Annotated in this window: 21 protein-coding genes; 14 read left to right on the forward strand and 7 right to left on the reverse strand. The window is 64.8% G+C overall.

Going from position 1 to position 25,053, the window contains the following annotated elements; all coding sequences use genetic code 11:
* The first annotated feature begins 671 nt into the window (after positions 1-671).
* On the forward strand, positions 672-2,762 hold the full coding sequence (locus AC1DBD_RS03505) for a putative bifunctional diguanylate cyclase/phosphodiesterase (RefSeq protein ID WP_476981434.1): 2,091 nt from the start codon (positions 672-674) through the stop codon (positions 2,760-2,762).
* Between the two features lie 126 nt (positions 2,763-2,888).
* Here the strand turns inward: AC1DBD_RS03505 and AC1DBD_RS03510 are convergent, their stop codons facing one another.
* The 3 genes from AC1DBD_RS03510 to AC1DBD_RS03520 all read right to left on the reverse strand — a co-directional run bounded on the left by AC1DBD_RS03510 (position 2,889) and on the right by AC1DBD_RS03520 (position 5,026).
* On the reverse strand, positions 2,889-3,164 hold the full coding sequence (locus AC1DBD_RS03510; protein WP_476981435.1) for a hypothetical protein: 276 nt from the start codon (positions 3,162-3,164) through the stop codon (positions 2,889-2,891).
* A gap of 390 nt (positions 3,165-3,554) precedes the next feature.
* Positions 3,555-4,469 (reverse strand): DMT family transporter, encoded by a 915-nt coding sequence (locus AC1DBD_RS03515; RefSeq protein WP_441417141.1) that lies wholly within the window; start codon positions 4,467-4,469, stop codon positions 3,555-3,557.
* Between the two features lie 119 nt (positions 4,470-4,588).
* Positions 4,589-5,026, reverse strand: a complete 438-nt coding sequence (locus AC1DBD_RS03520) for a DUF1003 domain-containing protein (protein WP_476892174.1) — start codon at positions 5,024-5,026, stop codon at positions 4,589-4,591.
* Between the two features lie 335 nt (positions 5,027-5,361).
* Here AC1DBD_RS03520 and AC1DBD_RS03525 point away from each other — a divergent pair, with 335 nt between their 5' ends.
* The 3 genes from AC1DBD_RS03525 to AC1DBD_RS03535 all read left to right on the forward strand — a co-directional run bounded on the left by AC1DBD_RS03525 (position 5,362) and on the right by AC1DBD_RS03535 (position 8,958).
* Positions 5,362-5,925, forward strand: a complete 564-nt coding sequence (locus AC1DBD_RS03525) for a dihydrofolate reductase family protein (RefSeq protein ID WP_476981436.1) — start codon at positions 5,362-5,364, stop codon at positions 5,923-5,925.
* Positions 5,926-6,200: 275 nt separating this feature from the next.
* A complete protein-coding gene (locus AC1DBD_RS03530) occupies positions 6,201-6,464 on the forward strand; it encodes a hypothetical protein (protein WP_441417144.1) in 264 nt (87 codons plus the stop codon).
* Between the two features lie 1,171 nt (positions 6,465-7,635).
* A complete protein-coding gene (locus tag AC1DBD_RS03535) occupies positions 7,636-8,958 on the forward strand; it encodes a nicotinate phosphoribosyltransferase (protein ID WP_476981437.1) in 1,323 nt (440 codons plus the stop codon).
* A 105-nt stretch (positions 8,959-9,063) separates the two neighbouring features.
* On the opposite strand, the gene AC1DBD_RS03540 is transcribed toward AC1DBD_RS03535, so the two are convergent.
* The 3 genes from AC1DBD_RS03540 to AC1DBD_RS03550 are packed head-to-tail and all read right to left on the reverse strand — an operon-like array spanning position 9,064 to position 11,108.
* Positions 9,064-9,831: an SCO1664 family protein gene (locus AC1DBD_RS03540; RefSeq protein ID WP_476981438.1), complete on the reverse strand. Its 768-nt coding sequence runs from the start codon at positions 9,829-9,831 to the stop codon at positions 9,064-9,066.
* Positions 9,831-10,391: a DUF3090 domain-containing protein gene (locus AC1DBD_RS03545; protein ID WP_476981439.1), complete on the reverse strand. Its 561-nt coding sequence runs from the start codon at positions 10,389-10,391 to the stop codon at positions 9,831-9,833. Before AC1DBD_RS03545 ends, AC1DBD_RS03540 begins: the two co-directional genes overlap by 1 nt.
* A gap of 24 nt (positions 10,392-10,415) precedes the next feature.
* Positions 10,416-11,108: a histidine phosphatase family protein gene (locus tag AC1DBD_RS03550; RefSeq protein WP_476892179.1), complete on the reverse strand. Its 693-nt coding sequence runs from the start codon at positions 11,106-11,108 to the stop codon at positions 10,416-10,418.
* A gap of 232 nt (positions 11,109-11,340) precedes the next feature.
* On the opposite strand from AC1DBD_RS03550, the gene AC1DBD_RS03555 reads away from it, so the two are divergent.
* The 6 genes from AC1DBD_RS03555 (at position 11,341) to AC1DBD_RS03580 (ending at position 18,431) form a co-directional block, all read left to right on the forward strand.
* Positions 11,341-12,000 (forward strand): Type 1 glutamine amidotransferase-like domain-containing protein, encoded by a 660-nt coding sequence (locus tag AC1DBD_RS03555; RefSeq protein WP_476981440.1) that lies wholly within the window; start codon positions 11,341-11,343, stop codon positions 11,998-12,000.
* A gap of 111 nt (positions 12,001-12,111) precedes the next feature.
* Complete coding sequence (locus AC1DBD_RS03560; protein ID WP_441417151.1) at positions 12,112-12,822, forward strand: class I SAM-dependent methyltransferase; 711 nt, start codon at positions 12,112-12,114, stop codon at positions 12,820-12,822.
* Positions 12,823-13,010: 188 nt separating this feature from the next.
* A complete protein-coding gene (locus AC1DBD_RS03565) occupies positions 13,011-13,424 on the forward strand; it encodes a hypothetical protein (RefSeq protein ID WP_476981441.1) in 414 nt (137 codons plus the stop codon).
* Between the two features lie 401 nt (positions 13,425-13,825).
* Positions 13,826-15,607 carry an ABC transporter family substrate-binding protein gene (locus tag AC1DBD_RS03570; protein WP_441417153.1) on the forward strand — a complete coding sequence of 594 codons (1,782 nt, stop codon included), beginning with the start codon at positions 13,826-13,828 and terminating at the stop codon, positions 15,605-15,607.
* A 179-nt stretch (positions 15,608-15,786) separates the two neighbouring features.
* Positions 15,787-17,328 (forward strand): ABC transporter permease subunit, encoded by a 1,542-nt coding sequence (locus tag AC1DBD_RS03575; RefSeq protein ID WP_476981442.1) that lies wholly within the window; start codon positions 15,787-15,789, stop codon positions 17,326-17,328.
* Positions 17,325-18,431 carry an ABC transporter permease gene (locus AC1DBD_RS03580; protein ID WP_441417155.1) on the forward strand — a complete coding sequence of 369 codons (1,107 nt, stop codon included), beginning with the start codon at positions 17,325-17,327 and terminating at the stop codon, positions 18,429-18,431. The genes AC1DBD_RS03575 and AC1DBD_RS03580 overlap by 4 nt, the downstream gene beginning before the upstream one ends.
* A gap of 33 nt (positions 18,432-18,464) precedes the next feature.
* On the opposite strand, the gene AC1DBD_RS03585 is transcribed toward AC1DBD_RS03580, so the two are convergent.
* Positions 18,465-19,091, reverse strand: coding sequence for a PH domain-containing protein (locus AC1DBD_RS03585; RefSeq protein ID WP_476981443.1), 627 nt, complete (start codon positions 19,089-19,091; stop codon positions 18,465-18,467).
* A 79-nt stretch (positions 19,092-19,170) separates the two neighbouring features.
* Between AC1DBD_RS03585 and AC1DBD_RS03590 the strand changes: the two genes are divergently transcribed.
* The 4 genes from AC1DBD_RS03590 to AC1DBD_RS03605 all read left to right on the forward strand — a co-directional run bounded on the left by AC1DBD_RS03590 (position 19,171) and on the right by AC1DBD_RS03605 (position 25,043).
* Positions 19,171-20,997: an ABC transporter ATP-binding protein gene (locus AC1DBD_RS03590; protein ID WP_476981444.1), complete on the forward strand. Its 1,827-nt coding sequence runs from the start codon at positions 19,171-19,173 to the stop codon at positions 20,995-20,997.
* 278 nt (positions 20,998-21,275) lie between these two features.
* Positions 21,276-22,916, forward strand: a complete 1,641-nt coding sequence (locus AC1DBD_RS03595) for a peptide ABC transporter substrate-binding protein (RefSeq protein WP_441417158.1) — start codon at positions 21,276-21,278, stop codon at positions 22,914-22,916.
* A 215-nt stretch (positions 22,917-23,131) separates the two neighbouring features.
* Positions 23,132-24,061: an ABC transporter permease gene (locus AC1DBD_RS03600; RefSeq protein WP_476981445.1), complete on the forward strand. Its 930-nt coding sequence runs from the start codon at positions 23,132-23,134 to the stop codon at positions 24,059-24,061.
* Positions 24,051-25,043: an ABC transporter permease gene (locus tag AC1DBD_RS03605; RefSeq protein WP_441417160.1), complete on the forward strand. Its 993-nt coding sequence runs from the start codon at positions 24,051-24,053 to the stop codon at positions 25,041-25,043. The genes AC1DBD_RS03600 and AC1DBD_RS03605 overlap by 11 nt, the downstream gene beginning before the upstream one ends.
* Positions 25,044-25,053: the final 10 nt, after the last annotated feature.

A 25,053-nucleotide genomic window follows, 5' to 3' on the forward strand; every position in this document is an offset into this window, starting at 1 on the left:
GTTTCAACGTGTAGTTCCTGATCCTCTGAGACGTTTTGCGATGGCCGCCAAGAACTTGTGTTCTTAGCGGCCATGCGCGTTTTGCCACCGGTTGCCAAGGCGAAATGATGCCGCCCGGACTTTGCATCCTGAGGCAACCGGCTCCGGCCCCGAAAGATTGGACCCCCTTATCCTTCCCGGATTCGACTGAGGTTCGTTGCAGCTGGGTCGACGCCAGTACCAGAGCTTCGGAGGACTTCCTTATGGGCGGGATATCGTTACCGGGCGCGTTTGTAGGTCGATAGCTGAGTATGTAGCGGAAGGTTTCCGCGGAGGAGCATCATGATCTGCAATGTTGTCGACGTCTTTGCCCTAATTGGTGACTTTTCGAAAGCCAAGCGCGGCGTTGCTCTGCGGATCGCCCCTGTGGCCCGTTGCTGGGGTGAGGGCTGATGGCGGGACAGGACGTGGCGGGCGCCGGAGTCCACTCGTGGAGGCGTTTTATCTGGGTGTGTTCCGGTGGCATGATCGCTGCCGCGGTCCTGTATGCGGTCGGCGTCTTGTGCCGTGATTCGGATGCTTTCAGTCCCCTTGTCGATGGATTCTTGTCGCTCCTGACGGTTTGGCTGCCTGCGGTTGTCTGTTGGCTTGTGGTCGGACGAGCGCGCTCCCGCAGACCGGACATCGCTTTGGTGGCAGCTGCTGTGTCGTGCCAGGCCGCGGGCGACACCTACTATGCTGTACAGTCGGCCAGCGGTGGAAATGTTCCCCTGCCTTCGCCCGCGGATATTGGGTATGTCGGCTTCTACATCCTGATGCTCGCGGCGTTGCTGGTGGTCGTCAGGGGGCGGCTGCGCGACATGACCTGGCCGGTCGTCCTGGACAGTGTTGTGGGAGGCCTTGGGGCTGCAGCAGCTCTGACCGTGGTCCTGGGGCCGGTTTTTGGGTCTGCTTTTGGGGGGTCGCATTCGGTGGCGGCAGCGGTTGGCGCCGCCTATCCTCTGCTGGATCTGTTGTTGGTCGCTACGGTCATGGGAATCGCAGCCACCCCTGGCGGCGGGTTGGGACGTGGGTGGGTCCTGCTGGTGGCTGGATTGCTCACGTTTACCGGGGCGGACATCGTGTATGCGCTGCTGGAACTCCACGATCTTTATGTCGTGGGAACTCCGCTGGATACGGCGTGGGCGCTGGGGACTGCCTTGATCGGTTGTTGGGCGGTAGTTCAGGAAGATGCCGGGCAGTCGTCGGCCCGGGCAAGGCGTCCTGATATCCCGGTTCAGGCCGTCCCGGCACTAGCAACGGTTGCAGGACTTGGTGTCCTAATCCTGGCCACCCAACAACGCGTGATGCTGCTGGCGGTTGTGCTGGCGGGACTTACCTTGGCGTTGGCCGTGTTGCCGTTGGTGTTTCGGCAGAGGATCCGGCTGGCTGATGCCAACCGGCAGGCCAGGACCGACGAGCTCACCGGTCTTCCGAACAGGCGCGCCCTGTACGCTGATCTGCCGCTACGGCTGGCCGACGCCCGCCGGGCCAGCGCAGTCCTGTTACTGGATTTGGATAAGTTCAAGGAGATCAACGACGGGTTGGGCCACGATGTGGGGGATGAGCTCCTCAGGCAGGTCGCCGCACGATTGTCCGGAAACCTCCGTGACGCCGATCTATTGACCCGGATGGGCGGGGATGAGTTTGTCGTTCATGTCGCCGACTGTTCGCCGAAGGAAGCGGAGGCGGTGGCCCTGAAGCTTCGGGAGGTTTTGGGGAGCGCTTATGACTTGGGCGGGGTCACGGTGCAGGTCAACGCCAGCATTGGCATTTCGTGTTTTCCGGAGCAAGGCCGGGACCTGAGTTTGCTATTGCGCAAAGCGGACATGGCTATGTACTCGGCGAAGTCCAACCGCAGCGGCCACGCTCTCTACATGGAGACAGTGGGCGCCTCTGGTCACACGCACTTCCACAGCGTGCAGGCATTGAATGCAGCCCTGGCCGAAGATCAGCTTGTTCTGCATTTCCAGCCGAAGCTTGAGCTGGGGACGGGCGAGGTCCGCGGCGTAGAAGCGCTCGTTCGCTGGACCCACCCGAGCCTGGGGTTATTGCAGCCCGATGCTTTCCTCAATCGCTTTGAGGAGGCCGGTCTCATGCGGGCCCTGACGGGCGTGGTGCTGGTCAAGGCCTTGGATCAGGCGGCTCGGTGGACGAGGCAGGGACGGTTGATTTCTGTTGCGGTTAATTTGTCCGCGGGGTCGATTATGGACGCGCGGCTGCCAGAACAGGTTGCCGCCATGGCCGCCGCCCGGGGGTTATCTCCTTCTGTGCTGGTCGTGGAGATCACGGAGGACGTGCTGGTTGCTGACCGTGAGCGTGCCTGTGCTGTGCTGGCGGCCCTGCGGGAGATGGGGGTCAGGATCGCCGTCGACGACTTTGGAAAGGGGTACAGTTCGCTGTCCTACCTGCGGGAGCTTCCCATCGATGAGCTCAAGCTCGACAAGTCCTTTGTTCTTTCGATGATGGATGATGCCCGCGCTACCGCTTTGGTGGTCTCGACCATCGACTTGGCCCACAGCTTGGGCTTTGAAATGACGGCGGAGGGCGTTGAAGACGAACGGGCCTACCGGGCGCTCAGTGACTATGGGTGCGACCTCGCCCAGGGCTTCTTCATGTCCAGTCCGGTGTCCGCTGAGGAGCTGGACTCCTGGCTCGAGTCCCGGGATTCAGAGCCGGCGCCCGGCATGGGCGCTCTCCTTGCCATTGAACCGGGACACGGGACTGTGCCCGGCCTGGTCTGATTCGAGGGCGTCACAGGGTCCTTCCCGGTTGCAGGTCAGTCGGCGGCTACGTCCGGGTGGAGGTGGCGAAAACGAGGTCGTGGCCCGTGTCTTTTCTGTCAGCGCAGCACAGGTCACCGACCGCGCTCACTTCGGTGCGGGGTCGGTGCCGGGTCCGGTGCGGGGCGGGCGTCGACGTGCCCGGGCGGGCCCGGAGATGTGGATTTTCCGCGCCGTCCTACGACGACGACGTTCCTCTTCAACGAGGGTGAGGAACCCGCCGGTGATGTCCGGTCCGTCCAGGCGCTGAACCTTCCGGAGTGCCGCGCGCAACTTCATGAGGTCCTCTCGAGCAGGTCCGGGAGTGCGCGGGTGCTCTGGATCGGCCGCGAACTCGTCTTCGGGTCCATCGTGGTGGAGCAAAGTTTATTCCGTGACGGAACGTGGGGGAGTTCCGCTTCAACGTGTAGTCCCTGAGCCCTTTTGCGATGACCGCCAAGAACACATGTTCCTGGCGGCCGCTTTTGCGGAAATAGCCCTGCATGGTGCCACGACCGCCAGAGCTTCTTCGCACGCGCAAAAGGGCCGGGTCGACGCGTCTCACGGAATAAGGTCTGTCTAGGAATGCAGACGTCAATCGCGACCATGGCGGTGACGCCTTCCGCGGTTGCCATATTGCGCGGCGAATTGAAGAGTACAGCGGTGGCTAGTGTTGGCTGCCGCGCACTGGTCGGGGCAGAGCTGCGGGGGAGACGGATGCGGCCGTAGGGGCAGCTGTCGCGGTCAGGACGGAGGAGGCTGCTGTGCTACGGACTATGCGGCCGTAGTGCTGACCGGTGCCTTTTTGACGGTGGCCAGCAGGACGACTCCGGCGACGGCTGTTGCGCCGGCGAGGAGGAATGCGATGAATGCTTCTGCCGGGGCTGTGTCAGCCTCCCCGAGGACGGTAATGCCTATGGTGACGGCGACGAGCGGATCAATTACTGTCAGGCCCGCGACGACGAGTTCGGGTGTCCCTCGGGTGTGGGCGTTTTGGACCAAAAACGTCCCGAACAGGGCTGCGATGATGAGCCCTGCCAGACAGGTCAGGGATAGCCATTCGAAGTCGCCCTGGAAGAGTCGGGCAATGACGGTTTTAGCCAGCGCCGCGACGAACCCGAAGAGTGTCCCGGCTCCGGCGGTGAACACGACGGCGCTCCAGCTGTGGCGCCAAAGGCCGAAACCCGTGCCGAGCGCGGCGAGGACAGCGCCGAGCAGTATCAGAATTGTGATGAGTTGCCGGTCGGTGATTGCAACGTCGCGCGCGGAAACTGCAGCGACTGCAACAAACACCCCGACACCGGCAATACACAGGGCCACGGATGTGAGCGCTCGGCGGCCCGGCGGCCTCCGGGTCATTTTGGCGGTCGCCAGGGCCGTGACCACAAGGGCGACTGCGCCGATGGGCTGCACAACGATCAGGGGTGAGAATCTCAGACTTGTGAGCTGCAGGAGTATTGCTGCTCCCAGCATGGCTGTGCCGGCGAGCCACGCCGGTTTGCCCAGGAGGGCCTGCAGCCGGCCCCCTCCCATGCTCCCGGCGCCGCGCCCCGGTGCGGGCGCCTGCTCGTCTACGGCTTTGTGCTGGAAGAGGGTGCCCAGGGCCAGCAGAATCGCTCCGGCGACGGCGATCGGGATGCCAAGCCAGTGATAGGACGACAAGATTGGCGCTGCGACAGTCTGGATCATGCTCCGACCCTACAGGTGGCTTGCAGCGCTGACTGCACCGCCTCAGCGCTTCCCAGGAGAAGGAGCCGGGGGCCCAGGAGGGCCTACTGGCCTGGCCTAGTCCGGGCACCGGGTGCAGGTCAGATGCCGGCAGGATCGATGACGCCATGGCGTTCAATGGTCGCCAGTTCCTTCAGCTCCTTGAGGATCTCCAACTGTTGGCTGTTGATTGCCATAAGCAGCTCAATCTCTTCCTTGGCCTTTACATTGGTGTCGTAGTCGTGTTGAGCCATGGCGGCGGCGATGGCATCCTGCCTTTTGGCGGCGATCAACAGGATGGCCCCTTGGAGTCCGGCCAGCATCGAGAGCAGGAGGTTGAGAAGGATGTAGGGGTACGGATCCCAGGAGTTGGTGGCCAGGGCCCAGGTGTTTATGGCGGCCCAGATGAGCATGAAAGTGATGAAGCCGCCCACGAATGGCCAACTTCCCATTCCGTTTCGCATGATGTCTGCGGCGCGCTGCCCTCTAGTGAGGGTGGCTTTGTGCCCGTCGTGCCAGGTCTTTGGGTGGTCGGTCATGACTCAGGGTAGCCGGAGGATGACCGCCGCCGGGCCTCTGCCTACCAGCAGGTGGAGAAGCGTCAGGATGATAAGCTTGCTTAGTTTCTCTTTCTGTCAAGCAGGGTGCGGCGAGAGCTAACTTGAAAGGTCCCGCCGGCCATGCTGGCTGGCGGGACTTCACACACATAGCGTCCATCACCTGCTGTCCCGTTTGTGACGGCGAAGCCTCGGCGGTGCAGTGAACTTCTGCGGCCCGCTTGACCGGCGATCGATATGAACGGTTAGTCACGCGTCGGCGTTCCGGGTCTGTTCAACTCTGTACAAGGAATACCCCCTCACGGGAGACTGACGCCATGCGCAAATTGACCTTCGGTATGAACCTGAGCCTGGACGGCTACATCGCTGCCCCCGGCGATGACCTCGGCTGGAGCGCACCGAGCGACGAGCTGTTCCAATGGTGGTCCGACCGGGTGGCGGCGACCGGGCTGGCGCTGTACGGGCGCAAACTGTGGGAGAGGATGAGCTCCCACTGGCCGACTGCCGACCAGCAGCCTGGCGCCACACCGGCGCAGATCGAGTTCGCCCGCCGCTGGCGGGACTTGCCAAAGGTGGTGTTCTCCTCGACGACCCGCACGGTCGACGGCAACACCCGCCTGGTCACCGGCGACGCGGTCACGGAGATCACCCGGCTCAAGGCGGACGACGGCGCCTCCATGGACATCGGCGGTGCCACGCTCGCCGCGGCAGCCATGCGGGCCGGACTGATCGACGAGTACGCGATCGTCACCCATCCGGTGCTGTTGGGCGGCGGCACGCCGTTCTTCACAGCCCTGGACAACTGGGTGAACCTGAGCTTGGTGGAGACCCGGACCTTTCCGGGCGGTGTGGTCCTCACCAGGTACGAGACCCGGCACTGAGTGCCCGGCCGGAGCGCCAACCTTAACAGGGCCGGACGCGGCCAACCCAACGTACACATCGCCGACTGGCCCCCTGGCCGGGCGCGTGTTCCCGGCACGAATCCAACGTGTCGAGGCTCGCCACGCAAACGCCCCGTCTTGGGGTCCGTCCCAGCCCCACGGGGTAGCACCCAGCTATGTCGCGGCCGCCGTTACCGGCGTAGGCTTCGGCTGTGCCGGCCCTGTCCGCGGGTTCCGTCCGCCCGGCTGGCCGTTCGGTTATAAAGGAGTCCGCCATGACTGTTCTGGTCCAAAACCTTGTGCCCGGCCTGACCCGGGAACAGTACGAAGGCATCGCCGCCGCTCTCAGGGACAAGCTCATGGCCACGCCAGGATTCAACGCCCATTACGCCTATGAGAGCGTAGGCGGAATGACTGTCGTGGAAATTTGGGAGGAGGCCGCGCAGCACGATGCATGGTTCGACAACAATGTCAGGCCAAACCTGCTGGTGGAAGTCACCCCGGAGAAGCACGAGCTGGCAAACACGATGACAGCCTAGCGTTGCTATCGGATCCCGTGGCGGATGGCTTTTCGATTCAGGTTCAGTTCGGGCGTCAGGAACTGGCCTCTGCGGCGGTGCTGTGGCCCTGGATCCAAGCTGCAGTCTCCTACAGTCACCTTGATCCACCGACACCGCTCGGAAAAAGCCCCGCCGACGCGGGGAGCATTGGCTCTTGCGCCATCGAAAAACTAGGCGTATCACTGTTAATACGTTCTTCGAAAGAAGGACGGGAACGAACAACAGGGGAACCCTTGAACGCATGGTGGATCTAATCCTCCGTGGTCTGCCGGTGACGAGGCAGGAAGCGCTAGGATTCCCGCAAGTTCGGGAGATGATGTTCGTCATAACGGAATCAAAACAGTCGAAGCCCCTTCAGCATTGCTGGTGGGGCTTCCCCTATTTAGTGCCCGGCCACGCACTTTCCCTGGCCCACGTAATCCGACATGGTCGACGCGTGGTTCGCCCACAGCGGCCCCTATCTCCCACCGCGCTCACCCCATCTCCGCGGTGAACCGCCCAGTCCGAGGTGGCGGTTCACCGCGGAAGCACTCAGCGGGGGGAGGACGGGTCTTGGACCGGAACGGCGAGGCCGGAAGGTTGTTCCTTGGCGGGCTTGTGCGGGTTTCCTGCTTCCTTGGCACAGTGGAGGCAGCAGTACACGCCCGATTCGCTCTCCACCGGATGTCCGATGATCCGGCAGCCGCAGTGTTCGCACGCCGGAGCCATCATTTGTATGGCGCATTCGAAGCTGTCGAAAGTTCCACTCTGGTTTCCCATGGAGACGGTGAACGTCCTTCCGTCGGGGTTACCGCAAACATCGCATGTTCCCATGATCCCTCTCCTCTTTAGCGCACGCTCTAGCCCTCATTAATCGCTTGTATGAGTTCCCTGAGTAGGGGCGAAGGTCCTTGCGGTGGGCCAGCAGCCAGGCCGCCGAGGCGGCGTGGGGTCTTTGGTCCCTCACCGTGGTGGGAACCGCGGGTGCGGATGCTCCGGGCTTTCGCGGCGTTCCAGTTCGGCGCTGACGAGCGTGAGCAGTTCGTGGGCCGGCTCGGATCCGGCAAGCTCCATGCACTGGCTAAGTGCGGCCCGGAGACGGTACAGCACGCCAGCCGGCACCAGCGGCCAGCGGCCTCCCTTTCCGCGCGGCCCCGCCCTAGAGTGAGTCATGGGCACATCTGCCGCACCGGACGGATCCCGGACCTCACTGTTTACCGATCACTATGAGCTGACCATGTACCAGGCGGCGCTCTACTCCGGGGCCGCACACCGCCGGTCCGTCTTCCAGGCCTTTGCCCGCGGACTCCCGGCCGGGCGCCGGTACGGGATCGTGGCTGGCACCGGCCGGCTCCTTGAAGGCATCGCGGACTTCCGCTTTAGCCAGGACGACCTCGATTTCCTGGCCGGTTCCGGGGTGGTTAATCAAGACACGCTGGAACACCTGTCCGCCTTCCGGTTCTCCGGTGACATCTGGGGATATCCGGAGGGCGAGGCTTACTTTCCGCATTCCCCAATCTTGATCGTGGAATCGACCTTCGCCGAGGCCTGCGTCCTGGAGACCTACGTCCTGTCGGTGCTGAACCACGACAGTGCCATCGCCTCGGCCGCCTCCCGAATGACCAGTGCCGCCGGCGGCAGGCCCTGTATTGAGATGGGTTCCCGCCGTACGCACGAGGAAGCGGCCGCGGCGGCGGCCCGCGCGGCCGTGATCGCCGGCTTTTCCGGCACGTCCAACCTGGCCGCCGGCCGGCGCTACGGCCTCCGGACCGTCGGCACCGCGGCACACTCCTTCACGCTGGTCCACGACTCCGAGCGCGACGCCTTCGCGGCGCAACTTGCCTCGCTGGGGGCGGGCACCACACTGCTCGTGGACACGTACGACGTCGAAGCGGCTGTCCGCACCGCCGTCGACCTTGCCGGAGACAAGCTCGGGGCCATCCGGCTGGACTCCGGAGACCTCGTGGCCCAGGCGCGCTGGGTCCGCGAACTCCTGGACAGCCTGGGCAACGTGCACACCAAAATCGTGGTGACCTCGGACCTGGACGAGTTTTCCGTCGCCGCGCTAGGGTCAGCGCCGGCCGATTCCTACGGGATCGGCACGTCGCTGGTGACGGGTTCCGGGGCGCCCACCGCCGGCATGGTCTACAAGTTGGTAAGCCGCGCCGGCGACTCAGGCGGGCTCGTCGCCGTCGCGAAGACCTCGAAGGACAAGATCAACGTGGGCGGCCGCAAGTTCGCGGTGCGCCGCCTGGATGGCCGCGGCACCGCCACCCATGAGGTCCTCGGCGTGGAGCATCTGCCGGCCGATGGCAAGAACTGCCGGCCGCTCCTGCAGCAGTTCATGAGAGGCGGCGAGCTCCTGCCCGGGTGGACCGGGCCGGGCGCGGTGGGTCGGGCGCGGGACCGGCACGCGGCCTCCATGGCGGAGTTGCCCCGGGTCGTGGACCGGCTGCAGGCCGGCGGTCCGGCTATCCCGACCATCTACGAGTGAAGTGGTCAAGGCGCCGACCTTGCCTGGCGTTGGATCCGCTCTGCGGGCGCGTCCGCAGAGGACGACTCAACGCGGCACAGCCGGCGAAGCCGTCGCCGTCGTTCCTTAGAACAGCGGCCAGGGTACCGCCGGCATCTCACCGCGCGGAGCCGGAAACCGCCCTGCCAAGCGCAACCGGGCGCAGCGCGCGGCGAGCGCTGCGATTTCTTCGGCACTGAGCAAATCCGCCAGGTTTCGGCCCAGTCCGCCGTTCAGTCCCTCGCTGACGCGATCGATGCCGTCACGTTCCTCGGCGGTTAGAGCGTCTCCCAGCCATCCCCACAGCACCGTGCGCAGTTTGTGGTCCGGGTGGAAGGTGAGCCCATGGTCCACGCCGTGCCGGTGTCCGTCCGTCATGGCAAGAATGTGGTCGCCTTTGCGGTCTGCGTTGTTGACGATGATGTCGAACACCGCCATGCGTCTGAGCGCGGGCGAGTCTTCGTGAATGAGGGCGACCATCCGTCCGTTCTCATCCCGTCCCTCAAGGACGTGTTTCCAGCCAGTCTCCGGCACGCGGTCCGTTGCGACCAGGTCGACGGCGCTTTGGGCGTGGTTTTGCTCCTGCCAGAGCTGCACCATTCCTTCGCCCATCGGACCATCGCGCAGCCAGGTGCGCGGCACGACGTCCCAGCCGAAGGCCTGCGAGACCAGGTAGGCGGCCACCTCCCGGTGAGCCAGGGTGCCGTGGGGAAAGTCCCACAGCGGGCTTTCGCCGGCTATCGGCTTATAGACGACCATCACGTCGCCGATGCTGCCCAGAAACGTAGCGTTTGATGCCGTCGTGATGCGGCCGGTGAGGGTCAGCTCGGTGTTCACTAGGTCGGGCGCTGGCATCAGATCTCGGGAAGGGTGCAGATGTGCCCGTCGGCGTCCATGGGGTAACCGCAGAGCGGGCACGTCGGACGCCCGGCGCCCACGATCTCGCGGGTGCGCTTGGCGAATGCGCGGGCGGTGCCGACCGGCATTCGCACCAGCAGCATTTCGGGCTCGTTAGCGCCGTCCTCGTCAAGCGATTCGTCGTTCTCATCGGCATCGGCATCGGCATCGGTGACGGGATAGGCCTCTATGACGACCTGGGCCGTGGTTGGATCCCACCCTAAGGTCATGGCGCCGGTGCGAAACTGTTCCTGAACGGCCTCGAGCTGGTCATTGTCGACAAGTTCAAGGGGAGTACCCGTGGGAACGCTGAACGGGTTGCCCTCGACGGTGATGAGCTGGTCGAGAATTTCGTCGACCTTCTCCGCGAGCAGAGCTGCCTGCTGCTTTTCCATGGCAACACTCACGAGCTGCTTCCCTGCGCGCACCTGCAGGTAGAACGTGCGCGCCCCTGGAACGCCGATGGTGCCGACGATGACCCGATCGGGCCAGGCAAACTCGTGAACACGTGAAGGCATGTCAGTATTTTAGGCACATGAGTGTCATGGCGCCGGTTGCCCTGCACCGCCGCCCACCGGCGCATCGCCAGAATGGATGCCGTTCGACAGCCACGACAGATCACCCGCGTCGGTGTTGGTCGCGTAGACGCTCGGCCGACTGGCGCCGTAGCGGACGATCGATACGGACGCGGGGCCCACGTTAATACGCTGGAACAGGTCAAGGTGCATGCCGAGCGCGTCGGCGAGGATTGACTTGATGATGTCACCGTGACTCACCGCCACCCACACGGCCCCTGGCCCGTACTCGGCTTCAAAAGCTGCGTCGTGGCGTCGAACCGCTGCCACCGACCGAGCCTGCATCGCGGCCATGGATTCACCGCCGGGAAAGACGACGGCGGACGGTTGCGACTGCACAACCGGCCACAAATCCTCGGCCGCGAGATCACTGAGCGTGCGGCCCTGCCACTGGCCGTAATCGCACTCGGTGAGATCGAGATCGACCGGCGCGTACGGCGCGCCCGCCTGGCGATCGAGGATGAGCTGGGCGGTCTGCCGGCAACGCTCAAGGGGGCTCGACACCACCCCGACCAAGGGCACGGTCGCGAGCCGGTCTCCGGTCAGAGCCGCTTGCTCCCGCCCGGTCTGGTCCAGGCTGACGCCGGCTGCCCGGCCGGCCAGCAGTCCAGTGGCATTGGCTGTGGTGCGGCCGTGCCGCACGAGGATAACTGTCGCCATCCACCCAGCCTAGCCACCCGCTCGACGGCGGTGTGAACCGGACCGGGTCGCGCGTCCACCACCTGAGTGGTGTCTGCATCCATGCCGGACCATGGACAAAGATTTGCTGGGTGTGTACCTATTGAAGGGCCGAGCGCCAGACGGGCATGCTTACCGGATCGGCCGGTGGGTTCCAGCCCGTTTCCCGCGTTCAGGCACATCCACCATCCGCGCGCGAACTTTGGGGGCACGTGTGAAACTCTTGCTGACGTCAGGCGGCGTGACGAACCCGAGCATCCACTCGGCGCTCGTGCAGCTTCTCAACAAACCGGTCGCCCAATGCCACGCCCTGGTCGTCCCGACGGCGCAGTGGGGTCACCCCATGTGCGGACCGGCATCTGTACGGGGCCTACTGGCCGCCGACCCAAACCACCTTCACTTGTCCGGCCTGGGCTGGGCGTCGCTCGGTGTTCTCGAGCTGACCGCGCTGCCCACCATCGGCGCAGATCGGTGGGTCCCTTGGCTTCGGGCGGCCGACGTGCTCCTGGTCGACGGCGGCGACGCGACGTACCTGTCCCATTGGATGCGGGAGTCCGGGCTGGCCGAGCTGCTGCCCTCACTTCCCGACACGGTGTGGGTGGGGGTGAGTGCCGGAAGCATGGTGATGACGCCCCGGATCGGGGATTACTTCGTCGAGTGGCCGTCCGCTCCGGATGACCAGACTCTGGGGGTGGTGGATTTTTCGATCTTTCCTCACCTGGACGCTTTCCCGGGCAACACCCTGGCCCACGCAGAGCGGTGGGCCGCCGACATAGATGTTCCTGCCTACGCCATCGATGAACAGACAGCCATCAAGGTCGTCGACGGCTCCGTCGAGGTGGTTTCCGAAGGACGATGGAAGAAGTTTGGGTGATGGGTGATCAGCATTTGTGAAGTCCTGCGGTGCCCCGCACAGGACCCCTGAAAAGTTGTAGGATCGGGCCGACCGACCTGACCATCAGCGTCAACCTGAGAGCGGGGATCCGTGCGAGCCGACCACTACGACAGTTTCGCTGAGAGCTACTCGGCGGAGAACGAGTCCAGCCTCCTCAACGCCTACTACGAGCGGCCGGCGATGCTAGGCCTCGCCGGCGAGGTGGCCGGCCGCCGGATTCTCGACGCCGGGTGCGGCTCCGGGCCCCTGTCCGCGGCACTGAGCGCCAAGGGCGCGGTCGTGACCGGCTTCGATTCCAGTCCTGCCATGCTCGAATTGGCACGACAGCGACTGGGGGAGAGCGCAGACCTCCACCTGGCCGACCTCAGCAGGCCGCTCCCTTTCGCCGATGACTCCTTCGACGACGTCGTCGCGTCCCTGGTCCTGCACTACCTTGAGGACTGGTCGGCACCGCTTGCCGAACTACGGCGCGTGCTCAAGCCGGGCGGCCGCCTGATCCTGTCGGTCAACCACCCCACGGTCAGCGTGGTCACCCAGCCAACCGAGGACTACTTCGCCGTCCGGGAGTACTCGGAGGACTACGAGTTCGACGGCGAGCCTGCGGTCCTGACCTTCTGGCACCGGCCCCTTCACGCGATGATCAACGCCTTCATCTCGGCCGGGTACCGTGTAGCCGCCGTAAGCGAACCAGCCCCATCTCCAGATACACCGCACGAACTCCTCCCCCCGCGCATCCTCACTGGCGAGAAGACAGCGTTCCTGTCCTTCATCTTCTTCGTCCTCGAAGCCGACAGAGTGTAGAGGTGGGATGTGGACCCCTGAGCCGACGCGAGGGCTGGGGCGCTGCGGTCCTGGTGGCGGCAGCGCTGGTCGGGTGGGGCGGAAGTGCAGTGTCTGAGGCCGCCAGGGTTGCCGCCGGTTCGCATCTACTTCTCTTTTTCGCTGTGCCGGCCGAATGTATTGGCGCAGGGCTCCGGGCTATTGCGCTAATGGCGGCGGTCGCCGCGGCGAGCCTTTTGGTGCCGCCGCTCATCAGAAGGATCCGCCGCCGCAAGCTACGGCTTGCAGCCGCGTGGACCGCAGGTCTGGCTGCGGCCGCTGCGGTGCCCTACCTTGCGCTCTTGTTGTTCTTCGCCTTCCTCACGGCTGGGATGTCTGCTGACTATGTGAGGCTTGAAGCCGCTGACGGCCAGTCGGTGCTCATCACCCAGGATCAGTTCGACGGCGAGGCAGTCGACATCTACGTGCGGCACGACGACACCCACTACCGGTGGAGCCGCAGCGCGCCCGAGCTCGCCGGCTGGCCGCGGGTAAAGGACCAGAACTGCAGGCTCGACCCGGTCGGCGGCGGACTTCAACTGGCCTGCAATTCCGGCACCTTGGCAATCGGCCAGAACCGTTAGCGTCGGAGCAGCGGAAAGTACATGGCGATCGGGCGGTCGCGCTGCCAACGAAGACGTGGCGGAGGGCAGCTTCGCAGGTTGGGCCCCGTCGGGGCCAGTAATGGAAGATTAACTCGTAAAGCCCCGATTTGCATGAATCCGGGCTTTTTGCAGCAATCGGCTTTTATCTTGGGGTTCCGCATCCGTCAATGAATTTCGACAAAATTCAGTTAACGGCGCCGTCAATTGTTGCAGCTCGATAACGAACTATACCCGCGGTCAACTTTCATGCCGTTCTGCCCTGTCATGGGTTTACGCTTCATCCCATGTGAGACGCGCCACACTGCCGCTGGGGGAGTGTGGACGTCTGTCTGGTGCCTACGGCGCCGGTCTCATCCACACCACAGAAACAAGGAGGCGGAATGCGATTCGGTCGTATTTCCAAAGCAGTGGGGGTCGCGGCAGCAGCAGCACTCGCACTGAGCGCTTGCGCAGGCAACAGCGGCGGGACAACCCCGTCGTCGGCCGCGGCAGCAGCCAAGACAGGCGGATCGGCAACGGTCGTAGAGGTGAACGCGTTCAATACGTTCAACCCCAACACCGCTGAAGGCAACACTGATATCAACTCCAAGATCAGCTACGCCACCCACTCCGGGTTCTTCTACGTCGATAACAAGCTGAACGTTGTACGCAACGAAAAGTTCGGCAAGATGGAAAAGGTCTCAGACAACCCGCTCACCGTGAAGTACACCATCAACGACGGCGTCAAGTGGTCTGACGGCACTCCCGTCACGGCAGCCGACCTGGTGCTTCAGTGGGCAGCATTCTCCGGCTACTACAACGATGCTGACGCGGATGGCAAGAAGGGCACCTCGTACTTCGACTACGCGGGAGATCCGACCGGCCTGGCGCTGACCGATTTCCCGGAACTCGGCGACGACAACCGCTCGATGACCCTCAAGTACTCCAAGCCCTTCGCTGACTGGGAAATCGCCCTCGGCGGCCCCGGCATCGACATTCCGGCCCACGTCCTTGCGAAGAAGGCCGGCCTGGCGGACGCCAAGGCCTTCGTTGACCTGGTCAAGGGCATGCCGCGCGGCGACGCTAAGAACCCCAAGCCCGCGAACAAGCAGCTCAAGGCCATGGCCGACATGTGGAACACCGGCTTCGACACCAAGACGCTGCCGGCCGACCCGAGCCTCTACCTCTCCAACGGCCCCTTCGTCGTCAAGGCCGTCAACCAGGACCAGTCCCTGACCATGGTCAGGAACAAGGACTACAACTGGGGCCCGGAGCCCAAGCTGGATGAAATCACCGTCCGCTACATCGGCGAAGCCCCGGCCCAGGTCCAGGCGCTGAAGAACGGCGAGGCCGACATCATCGCCCCGCAGGCTTCCGCCGACACGGTGGAGCAGCTCAAGGCCCTCGAAAGCCAGGGCGTCACGGTGGAGGTGGGCCACCAGCTGGCCTACGACCACCTCGACCTGAACTACAGCGGCCCGTTCGCCGACAAGAATGTCCGCGAAGCCTTCATGAAGACGGTTCCGCGCAAGGACATCGTCGACAAGATCGTCAAGAAGCTCGATGACAAGTCCGCTCCGCTGGATTCCCAGCTCTTCGTCCCGGACCAGGCCAAGTACGCCGACTCCGTCAAGGACAACGGCTCCTCCGCCTACCAGGATGTTGACATCGAAGGTGCGAAGAAGCTGCTGAACGGCGCCACCCCCACGGTCCGCATCATGTACAACAAGGACAACCCCAACCGGGTGGACTCCTTCTCCCTGATCCGCGAGTCCGCCGCCAAGGCAGGCTTCAAGGTCGTCGACGGCGGCCTCGGCAAGTCGGACTGGGGCGCGGCCCTCGGCAACGGCAGCTACGATGCCACCATCTTTGGCTGGAGCAACTCGGGTGTCGGCGTCTCCGGCGTCCCGCAGATCTTCAAGTCCGGAAACGGCTCGAACTTCAACAAGTTCACCGATCCCGACGCCGACAAGCTGATGGACGAACTGATCGTCACCACCGACAAGGCCAAGCAGGATGACCTGGTCCAGCAGATCGACAAGAAGATCTGGGCTTCCAGCTACGGCCTGCCGCTGTTCCAGTCCGTCGGCGTGGACGCATACAGCGACCGCGTCACCGGCGTGAAGTACATGCCGAACCAGACCGGTGTCTGGTGGAACTTCTGGGAGTGGGCGCAGAAGTAGCCCGCAGCCTCAAGTGACACTTGCTAGCTAAAGGCGTCGGGACCACGGCTTTACGGTCCCGACGCCTTTCTAGCGACCCCGGCGATGAACTGGCGCGGCCGCATCGTCCGGGGCATCCGGCCTAACTCTGAGACCGGTCCGGGCGATCCCTGGGCCCGAATACCGAGGTTCTATTCCCCATGGTGACCTACATAGTCCGGCGGCTCATGACTGCCGCCCTCATTCTTCTCGGCGCATCCTTCCTGGTGTATCTCCTGACAGCGGCGTCAGGCGACCCCCTCGAGGAATACCGCGCCATCAGCGCGGCCAACAAGCAGCAACTGATGGACGCCCGCACCGAACTCCTGCAGCTGGACGTCCCGCCGCCGCTGCGCTACTTCAAGTGGCTCGGCGGCGCCGCCCAGTGCCTCGTGCCCTTCGCCAACTCCTGTGACCTGGGCAAGAACATCGTGGGCCAGCCCGTCACCGACGCCTTGGGCCATGCCCTCATCCAGACCCTGACCCTGGTCACCGGTGCCACGGTGCTGGCCATCCTGGTCGGCATCACCCTGGGCATCATCACCGCCCTGCGCCAGTACAGCGCGCTGGATTACGGCGTGACCTTCATGGCCTTCCTGTTCTTCTCCMTCCCAATCTTCTGGGTCGCCGTCCTGCTCAAGGAATTCGGCGCCATCGGCTTCAACAACTTCCTGAGGAACCCGGAGATCCCGATACCGACCGCCATCGCCATCGGCATCGCCTTCGGTGCGCTGATCGCGGTGGCGATAGGCGGCGAGCTGAAGCGCAGGGTGCTTTCCGGCGGCGTCGTTTTCCTCTTCGTCACGGCCATCCTCATCTACTTCTCCGCCACCGAATGGTTCAAGGCCCCGGGCCTGGGCCCGGTGCTGATCGCCATTGCCGGCGTCGGCATCGCCTTCGCCGTCACCCTGCTCACCGCCGGCCTGAAAAACCGCAAGGCCCTGCAATCCGCACTGATCGCCGTCGGCGTCGGCGTGGTCCTGTACTTCCTGGTCCAGCCCCTGCTGGACCAGGCCACCTTCGTCATGATCGTGCTGCTGGCCATCGCCGCCGTCCTGGTCGGCTTGGGCATCGGTTACCTGGTCGGCGGCTACGACCGGGGGCAGTCGATGCGCGCGGCCGCCATCACCTCGTTCCTGGTGGGATTCATGATCCTGCTGGACCGTTTCATGCAGGCGTGGCCCACGTACTTCAACAACAGCCGGGTGCGTGGCCGCCCCATCGCGACCATCGGGGCGACCACCCCCAACATCGAAGGCGACTTCTGGGTCCTGGGCCTGGACTCCTTCACCCACCTGATCCTGCCGACGATGGCGCTGATCCTGATCTCCCTCGCCAGCTACACCCGGTTCACCCGGGCCTCGATGCTGGAGATCATGAACATGGACTACATCCGGACCGCCCGGGCCAAGGGCCTGTCGGAACGGACCGTGGTGATGCGCCACGCCTTCCGCAACGCGCTGATCCCGATCGCCACCATCGTGGCCTTCGACATTGGCGGCCTGATCGGCGGCGCCGTCATCACCGAATCGGTCTTCTCCGTCCGCGGCATGGGCTTCCTCTTCCTGGACGGCATCTCGCACGTTGACCCCAACCCGGTCATGGGTGTCTTCCTGTGTGTAGCCATCACTGCCATGGTGTTCAACCTCATCGCGGACCTCGCCTACTCCGCACTTGATCCGCGCGTAAGGGTAAAAGCATGAGCCAGCCAAGCCAGCAAGACGAAATCATGGCCGAAGAAGCCGCATTGCAGCCCACGCCGGCGGCCGGCATCGAGCCCGTCCTCGAAGCGAAGGGCCTGAGCCAGGGCCAGATTGTCCGCAAGCGCTTCCTCGGCCACTCCGGTGCCATCATCGGCCTGGTGGTTTTTGCGCTCATCTTCATCGTCGCCTTCACCTCGGTCGGGTACTGGGGCATCCCCGGCTGGTGGAAGTACAACCACGAGCAGGTTTCGCCGCTGGTCAACGACGGCGCGCCGACCTCCTCGCTCTGGCCGCTGGCCTGGGGCGAGCACCCGTTCGGCCAGGACCGGATCGGCCGCGACCTGTTCGCCATGACCATGCGCGGGGCGCAGCAGTCCATCACGGTCATGTTCGTCATCGGCATCATCGCGGGGCTGATCGGCGTCGTCGTCGGAGCGGTCTCGGGCTACTTCCGCGGCTGGGCCGAAGCAATCCTGATGCGGCTGACCGACGTGATCATCATCGTTCCGGCGCTGCTGCTCGCCGCCGTGATGGCGCAGATGGCCGGACGGCGGGACTCGGGAAGCTGGTTCGCCGCCTTCGCCAGCACCAACGGCGTCCTGGCCCTGGGCATCTTCCTCGGCCTGATCAGCTGGGTGAGCCTGGCCCGCCTGATGCGCGGCGAATTCCTGACCCTGCGCGAGCGGGAATTTGTCGACGCGGCCAGGATCTCCGGCGCCAGCAACGCGCGGATCATTTTCAAGCACATCCTGCCCAACGCCGTCGGCGTGCTGATCGTGAACGTCACGCTGACCATGTCCGCCGCGATCCTCACCGAGACGGCGCTGAGCTTCCTCGGCGTCGGCGTCAAGGCTCCGGATACCTCGCTGGGCCTGCTCATCTCGCAGAACCAGCAGGCGTTCGCCACCCGTCCCTGGCTGTTCTGGTTCCCCGGCCTGTTCATCGTGCTGATCTGCCTGAGCATCAACTTCATCGGCGACGGGCTGCGCGACGCGTTCGACCCGCGGCAGAAGAAGTTCAACGCTAAGAAGGCGCGGGAAACGGGCAGCCGGGTTCCGGAGGCCGCCCCGGTCACCGCATTTGATGGACCCAAGGACCACTAGATGCGCTGCAGCCACGCCGCCGGCAGCGGCCAGCTACCGGGCGGCAACCGCCCAGTAGCTGGCCGCCAGCAGCAGCACGACGCCGCCGATGGCCGCCCAGCGCAGCGTGACGGTCACAGCCGTGTCGGCGTCGCCTGCGGCGAGGGCGCCGCTTTCCACCAGGTCCCGCCAGCGCGTGCGCACCAGGCGGGCGGCCTGGCCGGAGTCGGTGGATTTGAGGTCGCCCGGCCGCACCGACTTCCCCGGGCCGTAGCTGGTGTCCGGCAGGCCCTGCAGGTCCTCGGGGCGGGCATTGCGTCCGCCCCAGATGCCCGGGGCCGGCGCCGCCCAGGCGGCGTAGCCCTTCTGTGCCGTCACCAGCGTCAGGGCGTAGCGGGTGTCCACGTGCACCAGGGCCGCCCACGGCACCAGGACCGAGCGGAACGGGTTCTCCAGGGTGACGCCGCCGTCGTGCACCACGACGGCGGGCATCCAGAAGAACTGCCAGCCCAGCAGCGCGATCAGCAGCAGCGGCGCGGTGGTGGGGAGTGCCGCGGGGCCGGCCGAGGCGACCGTGACCACCAGGCCGACGACCGCCACGGTCCAGGCCAGCCAGGCGAACCACTTGTTGGTCCTGGCCTTGAAGATTTCAACGTTTCCGGCAGCGGGCACAGTGCTCATGCCCCCCATAATTCAGTATTCCGAGTTCCAGCACTAATCACCGGTGCGACGGCGGCTCGGGTGGAAGGAAAAACCCATCATGACTGACTTCATCACCCTGGATCCCGCCCCGGCTCCCGCGCCCGGAAAAGGTGACACCGTCCTGGAGGTCCGGGACCTCAGCGTCGACTTCGGCGTGGACAAGAAGTGGGTTCCCGCGGCGATCGGCTTGAACTACGAGGTTCGGGCCGGTGAGGTCCTGGCGATCGTGGGGGAGTCCGGCTCCGGCAAGAGCGCCAGCTCGATGGCACTGCTGGGACTGCTGCCGAGCAACAGCCGGGTCAGCGGCAGCGTGAAACTTGGCGGCAAGGAATTGCTCGGCGGGAACGAGGCCAACATCCGCGCGGTCCGCGGCAAGGATGTCGCAGTCATCTTCCAGGAGCCCATGACGGCCCTGAACCCGGTGTACACCGTGGGCGCGCAGATCGTGGAGACCATCCGGCTGCACAATGAGGTCTCGCCCGACCAGGCAAAGGAGCGTGCCCTGCGGATGCTCGACCTCGTGGAGCTGCCGGACCCGGAAAAGGCCTTCAAGTCCTACCCGCACCAGCTCTCCGGCGGTCAGCGGCAGCGCGCCATGATCGCCCAGTCGCTCTCCTGCGACCCGAAGCTGCTGATCGCGGACGAGCCCACCACCGCGCTGGACGTCACCGTCCAGGCGGAAATCCTGGACCTCATGCGCAACCTGCGCAACAAGCTGGACAGTGCGATTGTGCTGATCACCCACGACATGGGCGTCGTGGCGGACCTCGCGGACCGGATCGCCGTCATGCGCCGGGGGCTGATCGTCGAGACCGGCACCGCGGAGCAGATCTTCCACAACCCGCAGCATGAGTACACCAAGGCCCTCCTGGCCGCCGTCCCGCACCTCGGGCAGGGCGGTGCGGCGAGCGACGACGAGGTTGACGTGACCGCGGCCCTCGCGGCGGCGACGCACGCCGACCTTGAGGCGGTCCCGCGTTCGGAGCTGCTCCGCCGCGAGCGCGAAAACGCCGCCGCGCTGTCCGCCGCCTCGACGGTGAAGCCGCAGGGCGAACCGGTGCTGGAACTCACCGACGTCGCCATCGAGTACCCCAAGCAGGGGCGCGTGCCGGCCTTCCGCGCCGTCGAGGGCGCCAACCTCGCGATCTACCCCGGCCAGGTGGTCGGCCTGGTGGGGGAGTCCGGATCCGGCAAGACAACGATCGGGCGTGCCGCCGTCGGCCTGCTCCCCGTGGCGGCGGGCACCATGAAGGTCGTGGGGCAGGACATCTCCGCCGCCAAGAAGAACGGCCGCCAGCTGCACGAAATGCGCCGGCACGTCGGCATGGTCTTCCAGGACCCGTCATCCTCGCTGAACCCGCGGCTGCCCATCGGCGAAAGCATCGGCGAACCGATGTTCCTCGCCGGCGTCGCCAAGGGCGCCGCGCTGCAGTCCCGGATCGAGGCGCTGCTGGACCATGTGGAACTGCCGCGCGACTACCGCAACCGGTACCCGCACGAGCTCTCCGGCGGCCAGAAGCAGCGCGTGGGCATCGCCCGGGCCCTGTCGCTGAAGCCGAAGCTGATGGTGGCCGACGAACCTACCTCGGCCCTTGACGTGTCCGTCCAGGCCAAGGTGCTCGAACTCTTCCAGAACCTGCAGAAGGAACTTGGCTTCGCCTGCCTGTTCGTCACTCACGACCTGGCCGTCGTCGACGTCCTGGCCGACAGGATCTGCGTGATGCAGCGCGGACGGATCGTCKAACAGGGCACCCGCKACCAGATCCTCCGGAACCCTCAGGAGGCCTACACCCAGCGGCTCCTGGCCGCTGTGCCGCTGCCGGATCCGGAGAAGCAGCGCGAGCGGCGGGAGCTGCGCGCCCAGCTGCTCTCGGGCGCCAGCTAAGGGGTTCCGCGGGAGATTTTCGGTTAACGGGCCATAACCAGGAGCCGCCGGGAGCGAATGGTACCAGCCAGTAATGTGTGACTTGAAATACGTTGCGATTGACGCTAGCCGTCACGACGTTGTCGAGTCACGGTTTGGCAACGGAGTTCCACCATTCGGACTTTTTGCGGTTAGGCTACTTCCATATGTAGGCCACGTCACAGGATATCTCTGTGCCCGGGCCTGCCGGGAAGCACAAGTCTCTCCCGCACGAACTCCCACAACTCTTAGGAGGCGGAATGCGTTTTTCGCGCACTTCCAAAGCACTGGGCATGGTGGCTATCGCCGCTTTGGCCCTTACCGGTTGCGGCGGCGGCGGTTCTAACACCGCCGGCGGCAGCACCGGCGGCAACGCCAGCAAGGTCATCATCGCCGACGGCTCGGAGCCGCAGCGCCCGCTGATGCCGGCCGACACCAACGAAGTTGGCGGCGGCAAGGTCATCGACATGATCTTCGCCGGCCTGGTCAGCTATGACCCCAGCGGCAAGCCCGTGAACGAACTGGCCGAGTCCATCGAAGGCAAGGACGGCCAGCACTTCACCATCAAGATCAAGAAGGACCAGAAGTTCACGAACGGCGAGGCCATCACCGCCAAGTCGTTCGTCGACTCCTGGAACTTCGGTGCGGCCGCTAAGAACGCCCAGCTCAGCGGCGCCTTCTTCGAAAGCATCAAGGGTTACGACGAGGCCAGCGCCGAAGGCTCCAAGGTCGAGACCATGTCCGGCCTGAAGGTCGTCGACGACCAGACCTTCACCGTCGAACTCAAGCAGCCGGAATCCGACTGGCCGCTGCGTCTCGGCTACACCGCCTTCGTTCCGGTTCCCTCCGGTGCGCTGAAGGACCCGAAGGGCTTCGGCGAGAAGCCGGTCGGCAACGGCCCGTACAAGCTGGCCGACGGCGGCTGGCAGCACAACGTGCAGATCCAGCTCGTCCCGAACCCGGACTACAACGGCCCCCGCAAGGCCAAGAACGCCGGCGTGACGTTCAAGATCTTCCAGAACGACGACGCCGCGTACCAGGACCTGCTGTCCAACAACCTGGACATCCTGCAGACCATCCCCACGAGCGCCTTGAAGAACTTCAAGACCGACCTGGGCGACCGCACCATCAACAAGCCGTACGCCGGCAACCAGACCATCGCGATTCCGGAATACCTGCCGGAGTGGAGCGGGGAAGCCGGCAAGCTTCGCCGCCAGGCCATCTCCATGGCCATCAACCGCGATGAAATCACCAAGGTCATCTTCAGCGGCGCACGCCAGCCCGCCAAGGACTTCACCGCCCCCGTCCTGGACGGTTACAGCGACTCGATCCCGGGTTCCGAGAACCTGAAGTTCGACGCCGACAAGGCCAAGGCCGCTTGGGCCAAGGCTGACGCCATCCAGAAGTGGGACGCCAACAAGACCTTCACCATCGCCTACAACGCCGACAAGGGCGGCCACAAGGCATGGGTCGAGGCTGTTGTGAACCAGCTCAAGAACACCCTGGGCATCAAGGTTGAGGGCAAGCCGTACGCGACCTTCAAGGAAGCCCGCAACGACGCCACCGCAGGCACGCTGACCGGTGCGATCCGCGCCGGCTGGCAGGCCGACTACCCGTCGCTGTACAACTTCCTCGGACCGATCTACAAGACCGGTGCAGGCTCGAACGACGCCCGCTACGCCAACAAGGAGTTCGACAAGGCCATCTCTGAAGGTCTCGCCGCTTCCTCGGTCAGCGAAGGCAACAAGGCCATGAACAAGGCCCAGGAAACCCTCCTGACCGACCTTCCGGCCATCCCCCTGTGGTACCAGGTTGCCCAGGGCGGCTGGAGCGACAAGGTCACCAACGTTGACTACGGCTGGGACGGCGTCCCGCTGTACTACAACATCACTGGCAAGTAACAACTGAACAACGGCGGGGGCTGCCTGGATTGGGGCCTCCGCCGTTGTTTTGCTTCCACCCCAATTTCTAAGCACCAGCCTTCGGCCGGTGTCTTCGCAGCCGGCCCGCCGTGACCGCACCGGCGACGGCTGCACCCATAGTGAAAAGGTTCTTTGATGAACAACTCCGCCGCATCCTTGGACAGGATGCCTGCTGACGGGGGTGTCCTTCGCTGATGGCGACCTACATCCTTAAGCGTTTCCTGCAGCTGATCCCGGTCTTCCTGGGCGCCACGCTGCTTGTCTACTTCCTGGTCTTCAGCCTGCCTGGCGACCCTATCGTGGCACTCTTCGGCGACAAGCCGGTCAACCAGGCCGTCGCGGCCCAGCTCCGCGAGCAGTACCACCTGGACCAGCCGTTCTGGATCCAATACCTGCTGTATCTCAAGGGGATCTTCACCTTCGACCTTGGCCAGGACTTCTCCGGCCGCCCGATCGCCGCCGTGCTGGGCGAGGTCTTCCCGGTCACGGCCCGGCTGGCCGTCATGGCGCTGATCTTCGAAGCCGTCTTCGGCATCATCTTCGGTCTGATCGCCGGCCTCCGGAAGGGCAAGTTCTTCGACGCAACGGTCCTGATCGCCTCCCTGATCGTGATCGGCATCCCGATCTTCGTGCTCGGCTTCCTGCTGCAGTTCACCATCGGCGTCCAGCTCGGCTGGGCCAAGCCCACCGTCAGCTCGGCCGCCAATGTGCAGGACCTGATCCTGCCGGCGATCGTCCTCGGCCTGGGCTCATTCGCCTACGTCCTGCGCCTCACCCGGACATCCGTCATCGAAAACATGAACGCCGACTATGTGCGCACCGCCACCGCCAAGGGCCTGTCCCGCTTCCGTGTGGTCCGCGTGCACATTCTGCGCAACTCGCTGATCCCGGTGATCACCTTCCTCGGCGCCGACCTGGGCGCCCTGATGGGCGGAGCCATCGTCACCGAAGGCATCTTCAACGTCCCCGGTGTCGGCAACCGGCTCTACCGCGCCGTTACGCAGGGTGAGGGCCCCACGGTCGTCTCGATCGTCACGGTGCTCGTGTTGATCTACGTCGTGTCCAACCTGCTTGTAGACCTGCTGTACGCCTGGCTTGACCCAAGGATCCGCTATGACGCCTGAGAACATGACCCCAGACCTGCGCCCTGCGGCGCCGGCGAAGCGGCACGTCGAACACTTCGTCGCCGACTTTGCCGAAACACCGCTGCAGGCAACCGACAAGGTCAAGGAAGACCAGGCCCCGCTGAGCCTTTGGGGCGAGGCCTGGAAGAACCTGCGCAGGCAGCCGCTCTTCCTGATCTCCGCGTTCCTGATCCTCGTCGTCGTCGCCGTGTCACTCTTCCCCTCGCTCTTTTCCGGTATTGATCCGGCCTCCGAGGCATGCCAGCTGGCCAATTCCGACGCCGGACCGGCGGCCGGGCACCCGCTGGGCTTCACCCAGCAAGGCTGCGACGTGTATGCGCGCGTCATTTTCGGCACGCGCTCCTCGGTGACCGTGGGCCTCTTCACCACCCTCGGCGTCCTCCTCATCGGCGGCATCATGGGGGCCCTCGCCGGCTACTACGGGGGCTGGGTGGACTCCATCCTGGCCCGCATCAACGACATCTTCTTCGCCCTGCCGCTGATCCTCGGCGCCATTGTGATGATGCAGCTGCCGGTGTTCCGTGCCAACCGCACGGCCTGGACGCTCGTGCTGATCCTGGTCACCTTCGGCTGGCCGCAGATCGCGCGCATCACCCGCGGCGCCGTCATCGAGGTCCGCAACGCGGACTTCGTGACTGCCGCCCGTTCCCTGGGTGTCTCCAAGTTCGGCGCGCTGATGCGCCACGTCATGCCGAACTCGCTCGCGCCGATCATCGTCGTGGCCACCATTTCGCTGGGCACCTTCATCGTCGCGGAATCCACCCTGTCGTTCCTCGGCATCGGCCTCCCGCCGAGCGTCATGTCCTGGGGCAATGACATCCAGGCGGCGCAGGCGTCCCTGCGGTCCAACCCGATGCCGCTGCTCTGGCCGGCTATCGCGCTGTCCATCACCGTCCTGAGCTTCATCATGCTGGGCGACGCCCTGCGTGATGCGCTCGATCCCAAAGCGCGCAAGCGATGAAAGGGGACGC

Source organism: Arthrobacter sp. 10T419 (assembly GCF_056394105.1).

Bases quoted from the DNA above. Each gene is read 5' to 3' on its own strand.
- AC1DBD_RS03600 (WP_476981445.1), top strand. From the start codon at position 23,132: ATGGCGACCTACATCCTTAAGCGTTTCCTGCAGCTGATCCCGGTCTTC.
- AC1DBD_RS03545 (WP_476981439.1), bottom strand. From the start codon at position 10,391: ATGCCTTCACGTGTTCACGAGTTTGCCTGGCCCGATCGGGTCATCGTC.
- AC1DBD_RS03515 (WP_441417141.1), bottom strand. From the start codon at position 4,469: ATGATCCAGACTGTCGCAGCGCCAATCTTGTCGTCCTATCACTGGCTT.
- AC1DBD_RS03605 (WP_441417160.1), top strand. From the start codon at position 24,051: ATGACGCCTGAGAACATGACCCCAGACCTGCGCCCTGCGGCGCCGGCG.
- AC1DBD_RS03535 (WP_476981437.1), top strand. From the start codon at position 7,636: ATGGGCACATCTGCCGCACCGGACGGATCCCGGACCTCACTGTTTACC.
- AC1DBD_RS03550 (WP_476892179.1), bottom strand. From the start codon at position 11,108: ATGGCGACAGTTATCCTCGTGCGGCACGGCCGCACCACAGCCAATGCC.
- AC1DBD_RS03520 (WP_476892174.1), bottom strand. From the start codon at position 5,026: ATGACCGACCACCCAAAGACCTGGCACGACGGGCACAAAGCCACCCTC.
- AC1DBD_RS03580 (WP_441417155.1), top strand. From the start codon at position 17,325: ATGAGCCAGCCAAGCCAGCAAGACGAAATCATGGCCGAAGAAGCCGCA.
- AC1DBD_RS03595 (WP_441417158.1), top strand. From the start codon at position 21,276: ATGCGTTTTTCGCGCACTTCCAAAGCACTGGGCATGGTGGCTATCGCC.
- AC1DBD_RS03525 (WP_476981436.1), top strand. From the start codon at position 5,362: ATGCGCAAATTGACCTTCGGTATGAACCTGAGCCTGGACGGCTACATC.
- AC1DBD_RS03585 (WP_476981443.1), bottom strand. From the start codon at position 19,091: ATGAGCACTGTGCCCGCTGCCGGAAACGTTGAAATCTTCAAGGCCAGG.
- AC1DBD_RS03530 (WP_441417144.1), top strand. From the start codon at position 6,201: ATGACTGTTCTGGTCCAAAACCTTGTGCCCGGCCTGACCCGGGAACAG.
- AC1DBD_RS03565 (WP_476981441.1), top strand. From the start codon at position 13,011: ATGGCGGCGGTCGCCGCGGCGAGCCTTTTGGTGCCGCCGCTCATCAGA.
- AC1DBD_RS03570 (WP_441417153.1), top strand. From the start codon at position 13,826: ATGCGATTCGGTCGTATTTCCAAAGCAGTGGGGGTCGCGGCAGCAGCA.
- AC1DBD_RS03540 (WP_476981438.1), bottom strand. From the start codon at position 9,831: ATGCCAGCGCCCGACCTAGTGAACACCGAGCTGACCCTCACCGGCCGC.